Raw genomic sequence first — 18,437 nt, forward strand, 5'->3', positions numbered from 1 at the left:
GATAGGCGCGGCACTCTAAATATCCGGCGGCGTCAAGCATCGTGCCAGGCCGAACTTACGCCCGCACGACGAAATCATTTCACTTCGATGCGACCGCCCGACCGCGCCAGCAGCCGCTATCGTTTGATGGCAAACTGTCCCGCCGGTTTTTGCCGCAACCCATCACGCTAGACAAGGAGCTTCACCGTGACCGTGACTTCACAATGGATCGACATTCCCGCCGATGGCGGCAGTTTTCAGGGTTATCTGGCGCTGCCGAAGGCCGCTAAAGGCCCGGCCCCGGCGATCATCATCGTGCAGGAAATTTTCGGCGTGAACGCGCACATCCGCAGCGTCGCCGACCAGTACGCCGCCGACGGCTACGTCGCCCTCGCGCCCGATGTTTTCTGGCGCACGCAGCCGCGCGTGGAACTCGGCTACGACGGCGCGGACCGCGACAAGGGCGTCGAAATCCTGCAAAAGACGGACGTGAAACTGGCCGTCGCGGATATCGGCGCGGCGGCGAAAGTGCTGCGCACGTTGCCGGAAGCATCAGGCAAGGTCGCGGCGGTCGGCTACTGCTTCGGCGGGCGGCTGGTTTATCTGGCGGCGGCCGAAAGCACGATCGACTTGGGCGTCGCGTACTACGGCGGCGGCATCCAGACGCAACTGGATCAGGCCGACCGCATCAAAGTTCCGATGCAGTTCCACTACGGCGACCTCGACACGCACATTCCGCCGTCCGCCGTCGGCGAAGTGCGCGAGCGCTTCACGGGCCGCAACGACGCCGAACTATATGTATACGAAGGCGCGGATCACGGCTTCAACTGCTCGGAACGCGCGTCGTACAACCAGCACGCGTCCGCGCTCGCGCATGGCCGCACGCTGACGTTCCTCGGCGAGCATCTGTAATCTATTCGCGATCAGCGTCGCGTGAAGCGGTAATGCGCGACGCCCCATTCGTTGCCGTTGGCATAGCCGAACAGTTCCGCGACCGCCATATAGAACATGCGCCAGCGCTGGAACCAGACCGGCGCATCCGCCGCGCCATAGGTTTCGACGAACAGAGGCATGAGATCGGCGCGCGCGGCGTCAAGTGCGGCGAGCCAATGGTTCGCCGTTTTCTCGTAATGCGTGCCGCTGATCCACCATTGGCGGTCGATGGTCAGATCTTCCTGAAAATGCAGCAGTAAAGACTCGGACGGCATCGTGCCGCCGGTGAAGAAGTATTTCGACATCCAGTCGCTGCCGTCCTTCACCTGAAAGTGATACGCGAGTGTCCGGTGCGCAAAGATATGCACGAAGAGTTTCGCGTCCTCGCGCATCCAGCCTGCCACTTTTTTCAGCAATAGCCCGTAGTTCTTCATGTGTTCAAACATCTCGACCGACAGCACGCGGTCGAATCCGCCGCCGAGCAGCGCGGGATCGAAGGTGAAATCGACGATATTTCCGGTCACCACGCGCACGTTTTTCAAGCCGCGCAGTGCCGCTTGTTTCTCGATGAACTCGCGCTGCCCGTTCGAATTCGACAACGCCACCACCGTCGAATTCGGATAACGCGCCGCGAGCCACAACGACAGCGATCCCCAGCCGCAGCCGAGATCCAGCACGCGCTGACCGTCCGCGAGTTGCGCGCGCACGGCGTAATCCTCCAGCATCGCGCGCTCGGCGCGTTCGAGCGTTTCCTCGCCGGTCCGGTACAAACAGCACGAATATTTGAGTTGCGGCCCGAGATGGCGCTCGAAAAACGCCGGCGGTAACTCGTAATGCTGCGTGTTGGCGGCGTGCGTTTCGATCGCGATGGGACTCGCGCGCAATTCGTCGAGCAACCGGTTGAAGCGCTTCGAACGCGCCTCGCCATCGTTCAGATTTTCGTCGGCGAGACGGCGGCGCAGCAGTTGGCGCATGCCGAAGCGCACGAGTGCGTCCGGAATCCGGCCGCTCTCGCACCAGTCGATCAGCCGGCCGTCCCCAGGCGTGGATAGCGGCGCAGCCGCGTGCGTAGGCAGGTCACTCATCGAATTGCTCCCCTCGGTACGTGGTCTTTATGTGTTTTGGACTACGGGCGCGGCGGCCATGGAATCAGCGCGCTCGTCGTCCGCATGTAATCGCTATAACCATCGCGTTTCTTGGCCGACTCCGCCTCGACCAACGGCAAGCCGGACACGCGCATCAACAGCCAAGCCATCAGCACGGGTGGCAGCAGCATCGCAAAAATCCACGGGCCCGTGCCGACGGCGAGCGGGATATAAGCCACCCAGTGCAGGCATTCGAAAAAGTAATTCGGATGCCGCGAATACCGCCAGAGTCCCACGCGACAAACCTTGCCGTGATTCGCGGCGTCGGCTTTGAACGCGTGAAGTTGTTGATCCGCGAGCGCTTCGCCGCCTGTGGACACTGTCCAGATCAGCACCGCCAGCGCGACGCAGGCCGTACCCGGGGCATCGCTACGATACACGGGCACGATGAACGCGAGCGAAAGCAGCATCGAGATGACGACCTGCACCTGGAAAAAGAAAAACATATTCCAGTTCGCGCCCGCGCCCCATTCCTCGCGAAATTTTCGATAACGCGGATCTTCGGCATGACCGGCGTTGCGCCGCCACAGATGCACGCCGAGCCGCGCGCCCCACACCAATCCGCCGACGCCAACCACCGCGCGCAATTGCGGATCGCCCCGGCCGAGCACCGCGTAAAGCACGGCGACGCAGCCGAGCGAAAACGCCCAGATCGGGTCGATCATTCCGGCATTCTTGGATTGCAGTTGCCACGCCCATACCGCCGTGAACACGACGACGAGCGCAGCGAGCGCAATGGCGGCAACAGCAAGCGGCGGCATGGAACCCTCGGGTATCGGCGACTAGTATTTACGCACGGCCCATCGCGGCGGATGCGTGCAAGACGCGTTCCCGGGGGGTTCAAAACACTGAAAATTTGGGGCCGCCTACGCGCGCGCGGCCTGCCGGCTGGTCCGGCTTGGACTTCTCGCGCAAAAGCCAAGAAGCGGCGCTAGATTAGCGCAGGCAATCCCTCGACCAGCAGAAACGCGACCAGCACGCCGACCAGCATCCCAAACGCCTTGAGCGTGTTTTTGCGGAACGTGGTGGCACAGGGAATCGCGCCGAGGAAGAGTGCGCCGGCAAGCGCCATCGGGATGATCAAAATGAAATCGCCGATTGTGAAGTAGGTGTTCATGCTTCGTCTCCCATCCGAACGTGCTTCGCGTTTATCTCGAAGAGAGAAACACTGCACTGTCGGTTTGAGTATAGGCCGCGCAATTTGCCGCGTCGGGCGAAATGCGCGAGCAAGCGCGGCGTACTTCTCACCGCGCCTTGCCAGACAAGCGTTTGAAGCCCGCTTTATTAAGCGGACGCGGAAAAACCCTTAGATTTCTCCGATTACATTCGTCTTTCGAATCACGTTGCGCGGCGCTCGCGGCGATGCAGATAAACCGCCGCCGCCAGCCCGATCAGCAACAGCGCGAGGACCAGTCCGACCACGCCGTGCCAGCCGAATGCGGTCCAGAAGTGTCCGCCATACGAGCCGATCAGGCTGGAGCCCAGGTAATACGCGAGCAGATAAAGCGCCGCGGCCTGACCTTTGGCGTGTTTCGCGAGACGTCCGACCCAGCCGCTCGCCACCGCATGTCCGGCAAAAAAGCCGAACGTCATGCAGGCGATGCCCGTGACGATCACCGGCAGCGAGCCGGACAGCGTCAGCGCGACCCCAGCGATCATCAGCAACAGGCTCGCGATCAATACGCGGCCGCGCCCGAAGACATCGGCCATCTTGCCCGACCACGGCGACGCCACCACGCCGGTCAGATACACCACGAATATGCCGCCGATCTCCGTCTGGCTGAGGCTGAACGGCGCGGCGAGCAGCCGATAGCCGACGTAGTTGTAAAGCGTGACGAAACTGCCCATCAGCACGAAGCCCATCAGGAACAGCAACGGCAGCCCGCGATTCGTCAAATGTCCGGCAAGCGCCTGCCGATGATGCGTGAACCCCATGCCTCGGCGCGGCGCGAAGCGTCGCGATGGCGGCAGAAGCGTGCGGAACGCGAACGTAGCGAGCAGACCCAACACGCCGATCCCGCCGATCGCCACGCGCCAGGAGAAGAAATCCGCGAGAATCCCGCTGACTACGCGCCCGGCCATGCCGCCGATGGCCGTCCCGCCGACATACAGTCCCATCGCGAGGCCGAGCCCTTCGGGGTGCACTTCCTCGGCGAGATAAGCCATCGCAACAGCCGGCACGCCGCCGAGCGCGAGTCCTTCTAGCGCGCGCACGAACAGCAGTTGATGCCAACTCGGCAGAAAGGCTGCAATGATCGTCAGCAGTGACGAAGCCGTCAGCGACAACGTCATCAAGCGATGCCGGCTCCAGCCTTCGGAAACAAACCCCGCCACGAATATCGCGAACGCGAGCGACGCGGTCGTCACCGACACCGACAGCGCGCTTTGCGCCGGACTGACGCCGAAAGTCCGCGAGAACTCGGGCAGCAGCGGCTGCACGCAATACAGCAGCGAGAACGTGGCGTAGCCGGCGAACAGCAGCGCCAGCGCCGCGTGCCAGTAGGCGCGCGAGCCGCGTTCGAGGTACATCGAGGGATCGAGGGAAGGAGAAGCGGGGGCGGCAGAGGACGACCGGTCGGGCGCCGGCGAAGTAGTCACGGCTTGAGTCTCCGGGGGCAAAGTCCATAACCTTACGCCGATGCTTAGGGTTTTGCCTGATCCCGCGCGCGGGGCGTTCGTCCCAAAGCAGCGCTGTTTGACGAAATTCTCGAACGATCGTTGGTAAATGCCTACGCTTCGCTTCGACTTCCGGCGGAACTATGCGCTACAGTAGAACATCGGACGACGCCTAAAAAAGGGCTGCAAACCGATGCGGCGAGCGGTTTCGCCGGGTTTGTCACTGGTGCGCGGGCGGTTTCGGTGCTTGGCGCTTTGTAAAGACACGACCGGTCTCGGCACTGACCAGCCGGCGGTTTTATCGGGGAGTTCATTATGCAAATCGGTTCGATTGTCCGCTCCGTGCATATCGCCGTGCCTCAGGGCGCGCGTGGCATCGTGATGCGAATTCTTGGCGATATGGCGATGGTCGCCTGGTACGAGGGCGAACCCGGCGTATCCACCTTGCTGAATACGGAACCGTTCTTTCTAGAAGACCTGATCGACACCGGCGAAGTCGTGCGTCCGGCGAACGCGCTGATCCACTAGTTTTCATCCGACCGGCCGTGCATGTCCGCGCTTGGCGGGCGTGCCCGCCGCGCCAATGCGCGGCACAATGCCGGGATGAACTCACACCACTCGCAAGATCCCGGCGAAAGCCGAGGCGCGTCCGACGACGCCGCCCATCCCGCGCCGCCGTTCGCCGGGCTCAATCCCGAGTGCGTCCTCGATGCGCTCGACAGCGTGCTGCTGCCGCTCGGTGAACGTACCGACGGCCGGATGCTGCCGCTCAACAGCTACGAAAATCGCGTGTATCAGGTGGGCATGGAAGACGGCCCGCCCGTGGTCGCGAAGTTTTATCGGCCGAACCGATGGAGCGACGCGGCGATCCTCGAAGAACACGCGTTCGTCGCGACGCTCAACGAGCGCGAAATTCCCGCCGTGCCCGCGCGCGTGCTGAACGGCACGTCGCTGCATACGTTCGATGGCTTTCGCTTTTCCGTTTTCGAGCGGCGCGGCGGACGCGCGCCCGATATTGATCGACCGGAAACGCTCGAATGGCTTGGCCGGTTTATCGGACGGATTCACGCGGTCGGGCGGATCGAGACGTATCGCGAGCGACCGACGCTCGATATTCAATCTTTCGGCTTCGAACCGCGCGATTTTCTGCTCGCGAACAATTTCGTGCCGCGCGACGTGCGCGAGGCGTATGTGAGCGTCGTCGATATGGCGCTGGACGGCGTCGAGCGCTGTTTCGAGCGCGCGGGCGAGATCGACGCGCTGCGTCTGCACGGCGATTGCCATCCGAGCAACGTACTCTGGACCGACGCGGGCCCGCATTTCGTCGATTTCGACGATAGCCGCATGGGTCCCGCCATTCAGGATCTCTGGCTGCTGCTGCCGGGCGAGCGCGCCGAGGCATCGCGCGCGCTGGGCGATCTGCTCGCCGGATACGAAGATTTCTGCGATTTCGAGCCGCGTGAACTGCATTTGGTGGAAGCATTGCGCACGTTGCGGCTGATTCATTACTCGGCGTGGCTCGCGCGACGCTGGGACGACCCGGCGTTTCCCGCCGCGTTTCCGTGGTTCAACACGCAGCGCTACTGGGAAGACCGCATCCTCGAATTGCGCGAGCAGATCAGCGCCATGCAGGAAGGTCCGCTCTGGCCCGTGTAACGACCCGTTTTTTAAGCATGTCCATAGTTATTGAGAAATCTGCGTGGACATGTAATGATAACAATTCTCATTTGATGACTTTTTGAAGACGCTAAACGCGGTGCGTTTAGCGTCTTCTTCCTTTTCAACACCGCTCTGGACCAGGAGAGACGCGTGAACGCGCCCGATACGCTCGACTCGCAGGCGAGTACTGCCAACACTCGAAGCAAGAGCCAACCGGCGCGTCTCATCGACGAAGCCGAACACGCCGCGCGCAAGCAGCGTACGCGCCGCTCGACGTTCATCAAGTGGTTGCGCAAGGTGCATGGCTGGGTTGGGCTGTGGGGCGCGGTGCTCGGGCTTTTGTTCGGCACGACGGGGTTTCTTCTCAATCACCGGGGCGGTCCGCTGAGAATTTCCACGGGTGAGCCGGAAGTTTCTCAGGTGCAGATGGCCGTTCCGCAGGAAGGTCTCACGTCGCCGAAAGACCTCGGCCTGTGGCTCAAGCGCGAACTGAAGCTCGAAGGGCCGGTGGGACGCACGAAACGCGAGGCGGCGCATCCGGTCGGCTGGGGCGATCAAACCACGATGCAGCCGGAGCAATGGACCGCGATGGTGGCGTCGCCGGGTGGCAGCGTGATGGCGGAGTACTGGGTCGGCAATGGCTTCGTTTCGGTGAAGCGCACCGAGAACACCTTCCTCGCGACGATGAGCAACTTGCACAAGGGCGTCGGCTTGAGCGTGGGCTGGGTGCTGCTGATCGATACGCTCGCGGGCAGCATTATTCTGCTGTCGCTGACGGGCGTGCTGCTGTGGACCGAATTGAACAAGCGCCGAACCGTGGGCGTGGTGCTGGTGGGTGCGTCGATTGTGGCGGCGGTGGTGTGCGGGATGATGTGAGCTAAGTTGAGAGGCCCCGGCGACGGGGCTTTTTTCCAACCCCAAGCCCCTCAAACCCCACAAATCTCCCCATTCCCCGCCACTTCCCGCGCCGCCTTCGCCCCTTCCACGCGCAGCAACTCCGGCAGCGATACACCGTTCTTCGCCGCCGTCACCTCCGCCAGAATCGACACCGCGATCTCCGGCGGCGTCCGGCTGCCGATATAAATCCCCACCGGCCCGTGCAGCCGCGCCAGCTCGATCTCCGACAAATCGAACTCCTTCAGCCGCTCGCGCCGCGCCGCATTGTTCCGGCGAGACCCCAGCGCGCCGACGTAAAACGCGGGCGTCTTGAGCGCTTCCATCAACGCGAGGTCGTCGAGTTTCGGATCGTGCGTGAGCGCGATCACCGCCGATCGCTCGTCGAGTTTCATCTCCATGACGGTGTCGTCGGGCATGGTCCGCACGATCCGCGCGCCCGGCACGTTCCACTCGTCGGTGTATTCCTCGCGCGGGTCGCACACCGTCACCTGATAATCCAGGCCGACCGCGATGTTGCACAAATAGCGCGACAACTGCCCTGCGCCGATCACGAGCATCCGGTACCGCGGCCCGTGAATGGTGAGCAGATGCGCGTCGTCGTACAGCACGCCGTCGGTTGCCTGCGCCGGATCGAGGCGCACCGCACCGCTCGCCATGTCGAGCGAACGCGCGAGCAGCCGCCCGGATTCGACCGCATCGCACAATTCGGCGATCCGGCTTTCCCGCGACAACGGCTCCAGCACAAGCTGGATCGTGCCGCCGCACGGCAAGCCGAAGCGATGCGCTTCTTCCGCCGTGATCCCGTATTTCACGCTTTCGGGCCGTGTCTGCTCGATCCCGCGCTGCCGCACGCGCTCGATCAAATCATCTTCGATACACCCGCCCGACACCGAGCCGACCACCAGACCGTCGTCGCGCACGGCGAGCATCGCGCCTTCCGGCCGCGGCGACGATCCCCACGTTTTCACCACCGTGACGAGCAGCACGCGATGCCCGCTGTCGAGCCACCGAGCGCTGTTCCTCAGGACTTCGAGATCCACGCTGTCCATGATTTCTTCCCTTTGTTCTCTTCTGTCGCGTTATCCGCTTTATCCGCTTCGGCGGGTTCGACGGCAGGCGGCGCAAGTTGCGCGCCAAAGCGCTTGAAAAATTCCCCGGCGATCTTCCGCGCCGCGCCATCGACCAACCGCGAGCCGATCTGCGCAAGCTTTCCGCCGACCTGCGCGTTCGCGCTGTAGGTGAGCCGCGTGCTGTCGGCGTCGTCGCCGGGTTCGAGGTTCACCTTCGCCGTGCCCTTGCCGAACCCCGCCGTGCCGCCCTGCCCCTCGAACACGATCGTGTAGGTATTCGGGGCGTCGATTTCCGTGAGGTTCATGCGGCCCTTGAAGCGCGCCTTGACCGGTCCGACCGACGCGGTCATCGCCACCGCATACGCATTCTCGCCGTCCGCCTCGATACTCTCGCAGCCGGGAATGCACGCGCGCAGGATCTCAGTGTCGTTCAGCGCTTCCCACGCGCGTTGCTGCGGCACGGGCAAAGTGTGCGTTTCCGTCAGTTCCATCGCGTGTCTCCAGAAGTCCGGCCGTGCGCGTCGATCGACGCCAGCGACCGTCCGACAGCCACGAGGCTGTCGAGGTTATGCGCCGCGAGCATCGCATCGACGTGCGGCAGGATCGCGCGCACACCACGGGCGCGCGGCGTGAATTCCGGGTAACGCAACAACGGATTGAGCCACACGAGCCGATGCGCGAAGCGGCGCAGCCGCTGCATTTCGGCGTCGAGCAGGTCGATCGCGTCGTGATCCAGTCCATCGGTCGCGAGCAACACGGTCGCGCGGCCGCTCAGTACGCGGCGCGCCCAGCGGCGGTTGAACTCGGCCAGCGCCGCGCCGATCCGCGTGCCGCCCGACCAGTCCACCACCTGGGCCGCGAGCGCGGCGATCGCGACGTCGGGATCGCGCTCGCGCAACGCCCGCGTGGCATTCGTCAGCCGCGTGCCGATCAGGAATACCTGCAACCGTTCCCGCGATTGCAGCAATGCATGACAGAAGTAGAGCACGGCGCGGGAATACGCGCTCATCGAGCCGGAAATGTCGAGCAGCAGAACAAGCGGCGGACGGCGCTCGATCGCCGCGCGAAACTTCCACACCGTCCATTCGCCGCCCGTGCGCACCGCGTGACGCGCGCTCGCCCGCAAATCCGCGTGCGTGCCGTGCGACGCGGCCTTCAGCCGGCGCGTCGGTTCGGTCGCGAGCGGCAAACGATGCGAGCGGATCTGATGACGCAACGCGCGCCATTCGTCGGCGGTGAGCGTGTCGAAATCGCGATGACTCAGCCGTTCCTGCGCGCTGAAACTGATGCGCGCGTGCAGTTGTTCGGGCGCGGGATTGTCGCGTTCGCCGGACTGCGGCGTCGGCGCCGCGCGCGCCGCGAGTGCATCGGCGAGACGGTTGTTGCGCTTGGGCGGCGGCACGCCGCTCGTCACTTTGGGCAGCAGAAGCGCGCGCATTTTGCCTTCCCAGTCGGGATCGCGCCAGAACAGATCGAACGCGGCGTGAAAAATTTCGTGCTCGTCGGGCGCGTGGACGAGAATCGCGCCGAGCGTCGCGCGCACATCGTCGCGCCGCGTCACGTCGATCCACCGCAGCGCGTCGAGCGCATCGACGGCATGCGCGGGCGACATGCCGAGCCCCGCGCCGCGCAGGAGACGCACAAAGTGGACGACGTTAGCCGCGAGCGTCTGCATCGCCGGTCAACCGGGCGCGGCGAGGCATTGCGCGATCTCGTTCGCATCGACGCGCGCGAGGTCGTCCTGATATTTCAGCAGCACGCCGAGCGTGTCCTGCACCGATTGCGGATCGAGTTCCGCGACCGATAGCGCCGCGAGCGCGCGGCACCAGTCGATCGTTTCCGCGACGCCCGGCGCCTTGAACAAATCGAGCGTGCGCAGCCGATGCACGAACGCCACCGCGCGCGCCTGCAGCAGCGCGCTGGCTTCCGGCGCGCGCGCCGCGACGATCGCCAGTTCGACATCGCGCGCCGGATAGCCGATCCACTGATACAGACAGCGCCGTTTGAGCGCGTCGTGAACTTCACGCGTGCGGTTCGACGTCATCACGACCAGCGGCGGACGCTCGGCGCGCACCGTGCCGAATTCCGGAATCGACACCTGAAAATCCGAGAGCAATTCGAGCAGGAACGCTTCGAACGGCTCATCGGCACGATCGATTTCGTCGATCAACAGCACGCGCCGCGCGGCCGGATTCGCCGGATCGGGCAGCAATGCCTGCAGCAGCGGCCGCTTGAGCAGGAATTCGTTCTTGTAGAGCGAATCGCCGGAAGGCGGCTCGCCCGCCGCTTCCGCGAGCCGCAGCGCCATGATCTGGCGCGGATAGTCCCATTCGTACAGCGCGCTCGCGGTGTCGAGCCCTTCGTAACACTGCAGCCGCAGCATCGACGTCCCGAGCAAACCCGCCGCCGCCTTCGCAAGTTCGGTCTTGCCGACGCCCGGCTCGCCTTCCAGAAACAGCGGCCGCTGCATCTTCAGCGCGAGAAAGAGCGCCGTCGCGAGTTCGCGGCTGGCGAAATACTGCTGCTCGCGCAGTCGCGCGAGCGTTTCGTCGATCGAATCCGGCTCCATGTCGTTCCTGGTTGCGTACCGCCCGTCAGAACGCGTTCGCCCGCTCGATCGCACGTCCCGCGAGGATCGGTATCAGATGCGCGCGATACACGGCGCTCGCGTGCATGTCGTCGTTCAGGGTGTCGGGCGAAATCGTCACGCCGCGCGCCGCCTGCACCGAGAAATCCTGCGTGAGCGCGGCTTCCAGTTCATGTGGCCGGAACACGCACGGCGCCGCGCCCGTCACGGCCACGCGCACGCCGTCCGCGCGCTTCGCGACGAACACGCCGACCAGCGCGAAGTGCGACGCCGGATTGCGAAACTTCTCGTAACCCGCGCGCTCGGCCAGCGGAAATTCGACGCCCACGATCAGTTCGTCGGGCGCGAGCGCGGTTTCGTACATGCCGAGGAAAAAGTCGTCCGCGGCGATACGACGACGGTCCGTTATCACGGTCGCGTTCAGCCCGAGCACGGCCGATGGATAGCACGCCGCCGGGTCGTCGTTCGCGAGCGAACCGCCGATCGTGCCGCGCTCACGCACCTGCCGGTCGCCGATCCGCCCCGCCAGATCGGCGAGTCCGGGCAGCACGCGGCGGATATCGTCGTTCGCCGCGACCTGCGCATGGCACACCGCGCCGCCGATCGTCACGGTGTCGCCGCTGACGTGAATCTCCTTCATCGAGCCGATGCGCGTCACATCGACGAGCGCGGACGGTTGCGCGAGCCGCAGACGCATCGTCGGCAAGAGGCTTTGGCCGCCCGCCAGATATTTGGCGTCGCCGTTCGCCGCGAGCACGGCGACAGCGGCGTCGGACTGACCGGGACGTTGGTAATCGAATGAGTACATGGCGAGTCTCCTGGTTAGGCCGTGCGGGCTGCGTGCATCGCCGCCCAAACGCGGTGCGGCGTCGCGGGCATTTGCAGATCGGTCACGCCGAGCGGCGCGAGCGCATCGAGAATCGCGTTGATGACCGCCGGCGGCGAGCCGATCGCGCCCGCCTCGCCACAGCCTTTCACGCCGAGCGGATTGTGCGTGCACGGCGTGCCTTTCGAGGTCTCGACCGTGAAGTTCGGCAAGTCGGAGGCGTGCGGCATCGCGTAATCCATGAACGACCCGGACAGCAACTGGCCGCTTTCGTCGTCGTAGACAGCGCGCTCCAGCATCGCCTGGCCGATGCCCTGCGCCAGTCCGCCATGCACCTGGCCCTCCACGATCATCGGATTCACGATATTGCCGAAATCGTCCACGGCGGTGAATTTCTCGATGCGCGTTTCGCCCGTGTCCTGATCGACTTCGACCTCGCACAGATACGCGCCCGATGGGTACGTGAAGTTGCTCGGATCGTAGAACGCGTTTTCGTTGAGGCCGGGTTCGAGCTTGTCGAGCGGGAAGTTGTGCGGCACGTAGGCCGCGAGCGATACCTCGGCGAAGGCCTTGGTGCGGTCGGTGCCCGCGACGCGAAACACGCCGCCTTCAAACTCGATATCTTCCGCCGACGCCTCCAGCAAATGCGCGGCGATCTTCTTCGCCTTGTCCTCGATCTTGTCGAGCGCCTTCATGATGGCCGAGCCGCCAACCGCAATCGACCGCGATCCATACGTGCCCATGCCGAACGGAATGCGGCCCGTATCGCCGTGCACGACATCCACGTTCTCGATCGGCACGCCGAGCCGGTCCGCGACCACCTGCGCGAAGGTCGTTTCGTGGCCTTGTCCGTGACTGTGCGAGCCGGTGAACACGGTGACCGAACCGGTCGGATGCACGCGGATTTCGCCCGCTTCGAACAGCCCGGCGCGCGCGCCCAACGCGCCCGCGAGATTCGACGGCGCGAGCCCGCACGCTTCGATATAGCAGGAATAGCCGAGGCCGCGCAGCTTTCCCTTTTGCTTCGACTGTTCGCGGCGCGCGGGAAAACCGGCGACATCGGCGAGTGCCAGCGCGCGGTCGAGCAACGCTTCGTAGTCGCCGGAATCGTAGGTCAGGCCGACCGGCGTCGTGTGCGGCCACGCGCGGATGAAATTGCGGCGGCGGATTTCGGCGGGATCGAGTTTCATCTCGCGCGCCGCCGTTTCCACCAGCCGCTCGACCACATACGTGGCTTCGGGACGACCCGCGCCGCGATACGCATCGACGGGCACCGTGTTCGTGAACACGGCTTTCACTTCGGCGTAGATCGCGGGTGTCGCGTATTGCCCGGCGAGCAATGTCGCGTACAGGATGGTCGGCACGGCGGAGGCGAACGTGGACAGATACGCGCCCATGTTCGCGGTGGTGTGGACGCGCATCGCGAGGAACTTGCCGTCGGCGTCCATCGCGAGTTCGGCGTGGGTCACGTGATCGCGGCCGTGGGCGTCGGAGACGAACGCTTCGGAACGCTCGGCGGTCCACTTCACCGGACGGCCAACTTTCCGCGATGCCCACGTGAGCGCCACATCCTCCGCGTACAGGAAAATCTTCGAGCCGAAGCCGCCGCCCACGTCCGGCGCGATGATCCGCAGCTTCGATTCCGGCAGCGCCAGCACGAACGCGGCCATCAACAAGCGCTCGACGTGCGGATTCTGGTTCGCGACGTAGACGGTGTAGCTCTCGTCGGATTTCGCGTAGCTCGCGTTCACGGCGCGCGGCTCGATGGCGTTCGGCACGAGCCGCTGATTGACGATATCGAGCGTGGTGACGTGCGCGGCTTTCGCGAAAGCGGCGTCGGTTGCGGCTTTGTCGCCGTGGCCCCAGGTGTAGCAGGTGTTGTCGGCGACATCCTCGTGAACGCGCGCCTGGCCCGCGTCCGCCGCGCGCGCCGTGTTCACCACCGCCGGCAGGACGTCGTAATCCACTTCGATCAGTTCGAGCGCGTCCTTCGCCTCTTTCACCGACTCGGCGATCACGAGCGCGACCTGATCGCCCACGTGCCGCGCCTTGTCCTGCACGATCACGGGATGCGGGGGCTCTTTCATCGGCGAGCCATCGATGTTGTGGATCAGCCAGCCGCACGGGAGGCCGCCCACGTTCTCGCCGGCCAGATCCGCGCCGGTGAAGATCGCGACGACGCCGGGCGCGGCTTTCGCGGCAGCAATGTCGATACTGCAGATCTTCGCGTGCGCATAAGGCGAGCGAAGGAAGACGGCGTAAGTCTGGCGGGGCAGGACGACGTCGTCGGTGTACTGGCCGTTGCCGGTCAGAAAGCGATAGTCTTCCTTGCGCTTGACAGCAGCGCCGATCATGCGTTCAGGGGCATTCATCGCGTGTCTCCGGGTTGGGCGCGATTCATCGAAATAGGGAAGTGAGATCAGACGGCGTCAGGCAGCGGTTTTCATCGCCTGCGCGCCCTGCACGACCGCTTTCACGATGTTGTGATACCCCGTACATCGACACAGATTGCCGTCGAGCTGTTCGCGCACGTCGGCTTCGGTGAGATCGGGCTTCTGGGCGACGAGCGCAGTCGCGCTCATCACCATGCCCGGCGTACAGTAGCCGCATTGCAGGCCGTGGCAGTCCTTGAAGGCGGCCTGCATCGGATGCAGTTCGCCGTCTTTTGCCATGCCTTCGATGGTGGTGACCGCCGAGCCGTCCGCCTGCGCGGCGAGGATGTTGCACGACTTGATCCCGCGGCCGTCCAGATGCACGGTGCACGCGCCGCACTGCGCGGTGTCGCAGCCGACGTGCGTGCCGGTCAGGCCGAGTTCTTCGCGGAGAAACTGGACGAGCAGAAGGTGCGGTTCGATTTCAGCGGTCACGGCGCGGCCGTTGACCGTCAGGCTGATGCTGAGTGCCATGCTTCTTTGTCTCCTTGGGGATAAGGACCTGCAAAGACCAGCCGATGCACACTCGCGACCCACACTGAAACACCTGCCTTCCTGACGCTGTGAGGGTCTGGCTGGATCCGTGTTCTTTTCTAGTAACGCTGAGTAGAGCACAAAACTGCAACAGTCGCTATTGGGCGAATGGTGCATCCATGCTGGTGGCGCGAGCGCCGCCGCGCGTTCGTCCAGCGCCAAAAACAAACGCGCCGCCCGGTTGGGCGGCGCGTCGAGCGAATGTTGGCGCAGCGTGTGTGTTACTGAATGCCGCGTCCCAGTTTCGAATGACGGCGCGAGTAGCCGAAATAGATCAGAAGCCCGATCGCGAGCCAGACGACGAACGCAATCCACGTCAGCGGCTGCAGATTCACCATCAGAAAGAGACACGACGCGACCGCCAGCACCGGCACGACCGGCACGCCCGGGCAGCGGAACGCGCGCGGCAGTTCGGGATGCGTGCGGCGCAGGATCAGCACGGCGATCGACACCATCGAAAACGCCGCGAGCGTGCCGATGTTGATCAGTTCGGCCAGCACGTTGAGCGGCACGAGCGCACCGATCAGCCCGAAGAAAATGCCGACGAGCCAGGTCGTGAAGAACGGCGTCGCGAAACGCGGATGCACTTTCGAGAGCCGCGCGGGCAACAAACCATCGCGCGACATCGCGAAGATGATGCGCGTCTGGCCGTAGCTCATCACGAGAATCACGGTCAGCATGCCGAGCACCGCGCCGAGGTCGATGAAACCGGCCACCCACGGCTGCCCCGCCACTTGCAGCGCGTAGGAGACCGGGTGCGAGATGTTCGCGAACTGCGCCGACGGCACGATGCCGGTCACGACCGCCGCCACCGCCACGTACAGCACGGCGCAGACGATAAGCGAGGAAATGATGCCGATCGGCAAATCGCGTTTCGGGTTCTTCACCTCTTCCGCCGCCGACGACACCGAATCGAAGCCGATAAACGCGAAGAACATCACCGCCGCCGCGCCGAACACGCCGGACCAGCCGTTCGGCATGAACGGATGCCAGTTGGCCGGCGTAACGTGGAACACGCCCACGCCGATCACCAGCAGCACGACCACGACCTTGATGCCCACCATGACGTTGTTCACGCGCGTCGATTCCTTCACGCCGACCGACAGCAGCGCGGTGATCGCCATCATCACGAGGAACGCGGGCAGGTTGAACAGGGTGAAATGGCCGGGCAGCGCGCCGGGCGCGGCGGTGAGGGCGGTCGGCAGCGAGACGCCGAAGCCGGAAAGCAGCGACTGCAGATAACCCGACCAGCCGACCGACACTGCCGACGTCGCGAGTCCGTACTCCAGCATCAGATCCCAGCCGATGATCCACGCGGCCAGTTCGCCGAGCGTCGCGTAGGAATAGGTGTAGATCGAGCCGGCGACCGGAATGGTCGACGCGAACTCGGCGTAGGCGAGCGCCGCGAAGCAACAGGCGATCGCCGCGATGATGAACGCGACCATCAGCGCCGGTCCCGCCTGCACCGCGCCGGTTCCGGTCAGCACGAAAATACCGGTGCCGATAATCGCGCCGACGCCGAGAAAGGTGAGATCGAGCGCGCCGAGCGTCTTTTTCAGCCCAGCGTTTTGCGCGCCGGCCAGCATATGCTCGACGCTTTTCTTTCGGAACAAGGACATACGGGTGTCTCCACGGCGCGCGAGGCGCACCGAAATACGGGGAAACCCGGGATTTTATCCTCTTGAAGTCGTCCGGCCCTTGATTCGGCACCGGCGTTGGGCATTTGCCGCGAGTGGCTGGTTCTGCATTGTTATGCTGTTTGAGTAGGCCAACCGCTCTGGCGCAGGATACGAGCGTAAACGTCTAAGGAAAGCTAACCATTGAGTGCGATTACGTTAATGCACACGAATAGTGCAGGCCTAGCCTGCCATCGCCGGATTCATGTCGACGAGACGATTGCTCATCACATAAAACGTCAATTCCGCGTTATTTGCGAGCTTCATCTTGTCCAGCAGACGCGAGCGATAGACGCTGACGGTCTTGACCGACAGCGACAGCGTGAGCGCGATATCGGTCAGGCGCTTGCCCGATGCGAGCATGCAAAGCGTCTGATATTCCCGGTCCGACAGCTTTTCGTGCGGCAACTGCTCGGAATCGTGCGAAACGTAGTCCGCGAGCGCCTCCGCCATTTGCGGGCTGACGTATTTCCGGCCCGCCGCCACCTGCTGAATCGCGCCGATCATCAGCGCCGTATCGGCGGTCTTCGACAGATAACCCGCCGCGCCCGCCTTCAGCGCGCGCACCGCATATTGATCCTCGCGATACATCGAGAACATCAGCACCGGCAAGCGCGGCGTCTGGCGCTTCATCCGCTTCAGCACTTCCACGCCGTTCATGTCGGGCAGCGAGATATCGAGCAACGCGACGTCGAACGTCTGTTGCGACGCCGCCGCCATTGCCTGTGCGCCGGTTTCCACCTCGAACACCTGCGATGCCGCGCCGCGTTCCAGCAGCAACTGGCTGACGCCGCGACGCACGATCGCGTGGTCGTCCGCGAGCAGGATTTTCAGTGTCATGGGCGAGCCCTCACGAATCGAGCGCGGCAACCGCGCTCAACGTCGACAAAGCAACAACGACGCGCGGGCGCACGCCCGCCACCGGGAAAACCGCGCGGACCGCCGTGCGGCCCGGCGCGCTCGAAATGCGCAACATGCCGCCGAGCGCGTCGCAGCGCGCGCGCATCCCGGACAGGCCGAAACGCCCGGCTTTGCGGCGCGATCCGGCTGTCATGCCGACGCCGTCGTCGTGGACGATCAGCGTGATGGCGCGCGCGCTGGCTTCCACATGCACGTCGGCGTGCGTTGCCTTTGCGTGCTTCGCCACGTTGTTCAGCGCCTCCTGGACGATTCGGAACATCGCCAGCGCGGTGTCGGCCGGAACGTGCAAATTCGCCGGGCAGGTGAAGTCGACGTCGAGCGAAGTCGCGGCGGCAAAGCGCGCGATCCAGCGATCGAGCGACGGCCCGAAACCGTCTTCGAGGTCCGGCTGATGCAGATTCGCGATCACGCGATGGCTCGCGTCGCACACCGCGTCGAGCGCGTGCTTCGTGACGCCGAGCGCTTCGGCGCATTGCGCGGGCGCGTCGGCGGGCAGCCACGTTTCGATGCGCGCTAGCGCCAGGCGCGCAGCGGTCAGCGACGCGCCGAAATCGTCGTGGAGATCCTGCGCGACGGCGCGGCGCGCGCGTTCGTTGGCGTCGGCGAGTTGCGCGGACAGTTGCTGAACGCGGGCCGTCAGGCGCGCGATGTCGGTATCGGCGGCGACTTTGGCGTCGATCAGCGCGCTGACATTGCTCTGCGCGCCCGAGTGCTCGCGCTGCAAACCGACAAGTTGCGGGCAGCTCAAGCTCGGATTGCGCAGGGGATTAAGTACCGAAGCAGTCGACGTCTTCATCTCACATTTTCTCGCGAAAGCAGCCGGGCGTTTTCTGACACAGAGACCGGCGGCACAACGTAACGAAATTTACACTCTGTAACAAGAAGCACGGAATGCGGGGATGAACCGGTGCCTTCCAAACGTTTGCGAATGATATCTCAAAAATAGGGCACATTGAGTTGCCACAAGGGCTTAACGCGAGTACGTAAAGAAGGTTGACAGATAGCCGCCCGTTCTCTTGTCGGAAAAACCCCTACATGACACGGTAAATGTTGCTCGCCAACTTGTAACGAGATGCGTATTTATAACGTGATTTGTAACCGCGCAAATTCATTTGTTGTGTTCTGCAGACGAAAAAAAACCGGAGAAATATCTCCGGTCCTT

The 18,437-nt window shown here is 64.0% G+C and carries 18 protein-coding genes; 4 read left to right on the forward strand and 14 right to left on the reverse strand.

Annotation, left to right across the window (positions count from 1 at the left end; translation table 11 throughout):
* Nucleotides 1–186: 186 nt before the first annotated feature.
* Entirely contained in the window at nucleotides 187–891 is a 705-nt protein-coding gene (locus tag AC3D25_RS14915) for a dienelactone hydrolase family protein (RefSeq protein WP_488889136.1), read from the forward strand.
* A gap of 11 nt (nucleotides 892–902) precedes the next feature.
* On the opposite strand, the gene AC3D25_RS14920 is transcribed toward AC3D25_RS14915, so the two are convergent.
* The 4 genes from AC3D25_RS14920 to AC3D25_RS14935 all read right to left on the reverse strand — a co-directional run bounded on the left by AC3D25_RS14920 (nucleotide 903) and on the right by AC3D25_RS14935 (nucleotide 4,655).
* On the reverse strand, nucleotides 903–1,997 hold the full coding sequence (locus AC3D25_RS14920) for an SAM-dependent methyltransferase (RefSeq protein ID WP_488889137.1): 1,095 nt from the start codon (nucleotides 1,995–1,997) through the stop codon (nucleotides 903–905).
* Nucleotides 1,998–2,038: 41 nt separating this feature from the next.
* Entirely contained in the window at nucleotides 2,039–2,818 is a 780-nt protein-coding gene (locus AC3D25_RS14925) for a DUF1295 domain-containing protein (protein ID WP_488889138.1), read from the reverse strand.
* A gap of 170 nt (nucleotides 2,819–2,988) precedes the next feature.
* Nucleotides 2,989–3,174: a hypothetical protein gene (locus AC3D25_RS14930; protein ID WP_488889139.1), complete on the reverse strand. Its 186-nt coding sequence runs from the start codon at nucleotides 3,172–3,174 to the stop codon at nucleotides 2,989–2,991.
* A gap of 221 nt (nucleotides 3,175–3,395) precedes the next feature.
* Nucleotides 3,396–4,655: an MFS transporter gene (locus tag AC3D25_RS14935; RefSeq protein ID WP_488889140.1), complete on the reverse strand. Its 1,260-nt coding sequence runs from the start codon at nucleotides 4,653–4,655 to the stop codon at nucleotides 3,396–3,398.
* 333 nt (nucleotides 4,656–4,988) lie between these two features.
* On the opposite strand from AC3D25_RS14935, the gene AC3D25_RS14940 reads away from it, so the two are divergent.
* From AC3D25_RS14940 to AC3D25_RS14950, 3 genes are all read left to right on the forward strand, one after another.
* On the forward strand, nucleotides 4,989–5,201 hold the full coding sequence (locus AC3D25_RS14940; RefSeq protein WP_488889141.1) for a hypothetical protein: 213 nt from the start codon (nucleotides 4,989–4,991) through the stop codon (nucleotides 5,199–5,201).
* Between the two features lie 75 nt (nucleotides 5,202–5,276).
* Nucleotides 5,277–6,329, forward strand: coding sequence for a serine/threonine protein kinase (locus AC3D25_RS14945; protein WP_488889142.1), 1,053 nt, complete (start codon nucleotides 5,277–5,279; stop codon nucleotides 6,327–6,329).
* Nucleotides 6,330–6,482: 153 nt separating this feature from the next.
* Nucleotides 6,483–7,208: a PepSY-associated TM helix domain-containing protein gene (locus tag AC3D25_RS14950; protein WP_488889143.1), complete on the forward strand. Its 726-nt coding sequence runs from the start codon at nucleotides 6,483–6,485 to the stop codon at nucleotides 7,206–7,208.
* Nucleotides 7,209–7,258: 50 nt separating this feature from the next.
* Here AC3D25_RS14950 and AC3D25_RS14955 read toward each other — a convergent pair whose 3' ends face one another.
* The 10 genes from AC3D25_RS14955 to AC3D25_RS15000 form a co-directional block, all read right to left on the reverse strand.
* Nucleotides 7,259–8,278: an XdhC family protein gene (locus tag AC3D25_RS14955; protein WP_488889144.1), complete on the reverse strand. Its 1,020-nt coding sequence runs from the start codon at nucleotides 8,276–8,278 to the stop codon at nucleotides 7,259–7,261.
* A complete protein-coding gene (locus tag AC3D25_RS14960) occupies nucleotides 8,251–8,790 on the reverse strand; it encodes an SRPBCC family protein (RefSeq protein WP_488889145.1) in 540 nt (179 codons plus the stop codon). Before AC3D25_RS14960 ends, AC3D25_RS14955 begins: the two co-directional genes overlap by 28 nt.
* The gene (locus AC3D25_RS14965) at nucleotides 8,781–9,974 is read right to left on the reverse strand and encodes a vWA domain-containing protein (protein ID WP_488889146.1); all 1,194 of its coding nucleotides are present in this window, start codon (nucleotides 9,972–9,974) and stop codon (nucleotides 8,781–8,783) included. The genes AC3D25_RS14960 and AC3D25_RS14965 overlap by 10 nt, the downstream gene beginning before the upstream one ends.
* A 6-nt stretch (nucleotides 9,975–9,980) precedes the next feature.
* A complete protein-coding gene (locus AC3D25_RS14970; RefSeq protein WP_488889147.1) occupies nucleotides 9,981–10,868 on the reverse strand; it encodes an AAA family ATPase in 888 nt (295 codons plus the stop codon).
* Between the two features lie 25 nt (nucleotides 10,869–10,893).
* Nucleotides 10,894–11,694, reverse strand: a complete 801-nt coding sequence (locus AC3D25_RS14975) for an FAD binding domain-containing protein (RefSeq protein WP_488889148.1) — start codon at nucleotides 11,692–11,694, stop codon at nucleotides 10,894–10,896.
* Nucleotides 11,695–11,708: 14 nt separating this feature from the next.
* Nucleotides 11,709–14,084 carry a xanthine dehydrogenase family protein molybdopterin-binding subunit gene (locus AC3D25_RS14980; RefSeq protein WP_488889149.1) on the reverse strand — a complete coding sequence of 792 codons (2,376 nt, stop codon included), beginning with the start codon at nucleotides 14,082–14,084 and terminating at the stop codon, nucleotides 11,709–11,711.
* 57 nt (nucleotides 14,085–14,141) lie between these two features.
* Nucleotides 14,142–14,618: a (2Fe-2S)-binding protein gene (locus tag AC3D25_RS14985; protein ID WP_488889150.1), complete on the reverse strand. Its 477-nt coding sequence runs from the start codon at nucleotides 14,616–14,618 to the stop codon at nucleotides 14,142–14,144.
* A gap of 281 nt (nucleotides 14,619–14,899) precedes the next feature.
* Entirely contained in the window at nucleotides 14,900–16,297 is a 1,398-nt protein-coding gene (bcaP, locus tag AC3D25_RS14990; protein ID WP_488889151.1) for a branched-chain amino acid transporter BcaP, read from the reverse strand.
* Between the two features lie 240 nt (nucleotides 16,298–16,537).
* On the reverse strand, nucleotides 16,538–17,194 hold the full coding sequence (gene rqpR / locus AC3D25_RS14995; RefSeq protein WP_488889152.1) for a response regulator transcription factor RqpR: 657 nt from the start codon (nucleotides 17,192–17,194) through the stop codon (nucleotides 16,538–16,540).
* Between the two features lie 10 nt (nucleotides 17,195–17,204).
* Nucleotides 17,205–18,071 carry a sensor histidine kinase gene (locus AC3D25_RS15000; protein WP_488889153.1) on the reverse strand — a complete coding sequence of 289 codons (867 nt, stop codon included), beginning with the start codon at nucleotides 18,069–18,071 and terminating at the stop codon, nucleotides 17,205–17,207.
* Nucleotides 18,072–18,437 lie beyond the last annotated feature (366 nt).

This window comes from Caballeronia sp. SL1002, assembly GCF_057814995.1.

Bases quoted from the DNA above. Each gene is read 5' to 3' on its own strand.
- AC3D25_RS14920 (WP_488889137.1), bottom strand. From the start codon at position 1,997: ATGAGTGACCTGCCTACGCACGCGGCTGCGCCGCTATCCACGCCTGGG.
- AC3D25_RS14925 (WP_488889138.1), bottom strand. From the start codon at position 2,818: ATGCCGCCGCTTGCTGTTGCCGCCATTGCGCTCGCTGCGCTCGTCGTC.
- AC3D25_RS14930 (WP_488889139.1), bottom strand. From the start codon at position 3,174: ATGAACACCTACTTCACAATCGGCGATTTCATTTTGATCATCCCGATG.
- AC3D25_RS14940 (WP_488889141.1), top strand. From the start codon at position 4,989: ATGCAAATCGGTTCGATTGTCCGCTCCGTGCATATCGCCGTGCCTCAG.
- AC3D25_RS14945 (WP_488889142.1), top strand. From the start codon at position 5,277: ATGAACTCACACCACTCGCAAGATCCCGGCGAAAGCCGAGGCGCGTCC.
- AC3D25_RS14955 (WP_488889144.1), bottom strand. From the start codon at position 8,278: ATGGACAGCGTGGATCTCGAAGTCCTGAGGAACAGCGCTCGGTGGCTC.
- AC3D25_RS14960 (WP_488889145.1), bottom strand. From the start codon at position 8,790: ATGGAACTGACGGAAACGCACACTTTGCCCGTGCCGCAGCAACGCGCG.
- AC3D25_RS14965 (WP_488889146.1), bottom strand. From the start codon at position 9,974: ATGCAGACGCTCGCGGCTAACGTCGTCCACTTTGTGCGTCTCCTGCGC.
- AC3D25_RS14970 (WP_488889147.1), bottom strand. From the start codon at position 10,868: ATGGAGCCGGATTCGATCGACGAAACGCTCGCGCGACTGCGCGAGCAG.
- AC3D25_RS14975 (WP_488889148.1), bottom strand. From the start codon at position 11,694: ATGTACTCATTCGATTACCAACGTCCCGGTCAGTCCGACGCCGCTGTC.
- AC3D25_RS14980 (WP_488889149.1), bottom strand. From the start codon at position 14,084: ATGAATGCCCCTGAACGCATGATCGGCGCTGCTGTCAAGCGCAAGGAA.
- AC3D25_RS14985 (WP_488889150.1), bottom strand. From the start codon at position 14,618: ATGGCACTCAGCATCAGCCTGACGGTCAACGGCCGCGCCGTGACCGCT.
- bcaP (WP_488889151.1), bottom strand. From the start codon at position 16,297: ATGTCCTTGTTCCGAAAGAAAAGCGTCGAGCATATGCTGGCCGGCGCG.
- rqpR (WP_488889152.1), bottom strand. From the start codon at position 17,194: ATGACACTGAAAATCCTGCTCGCGGACGACCACGCGATCGTGCGTCGC.
- AC3D25_RS15000 (WP_488889153.1), bottom strand. From the start codon at position 18,071: ATGAAGACGTCGACTGCTTCGGTACTTAATCCCCTGCGCAATCCGAGC.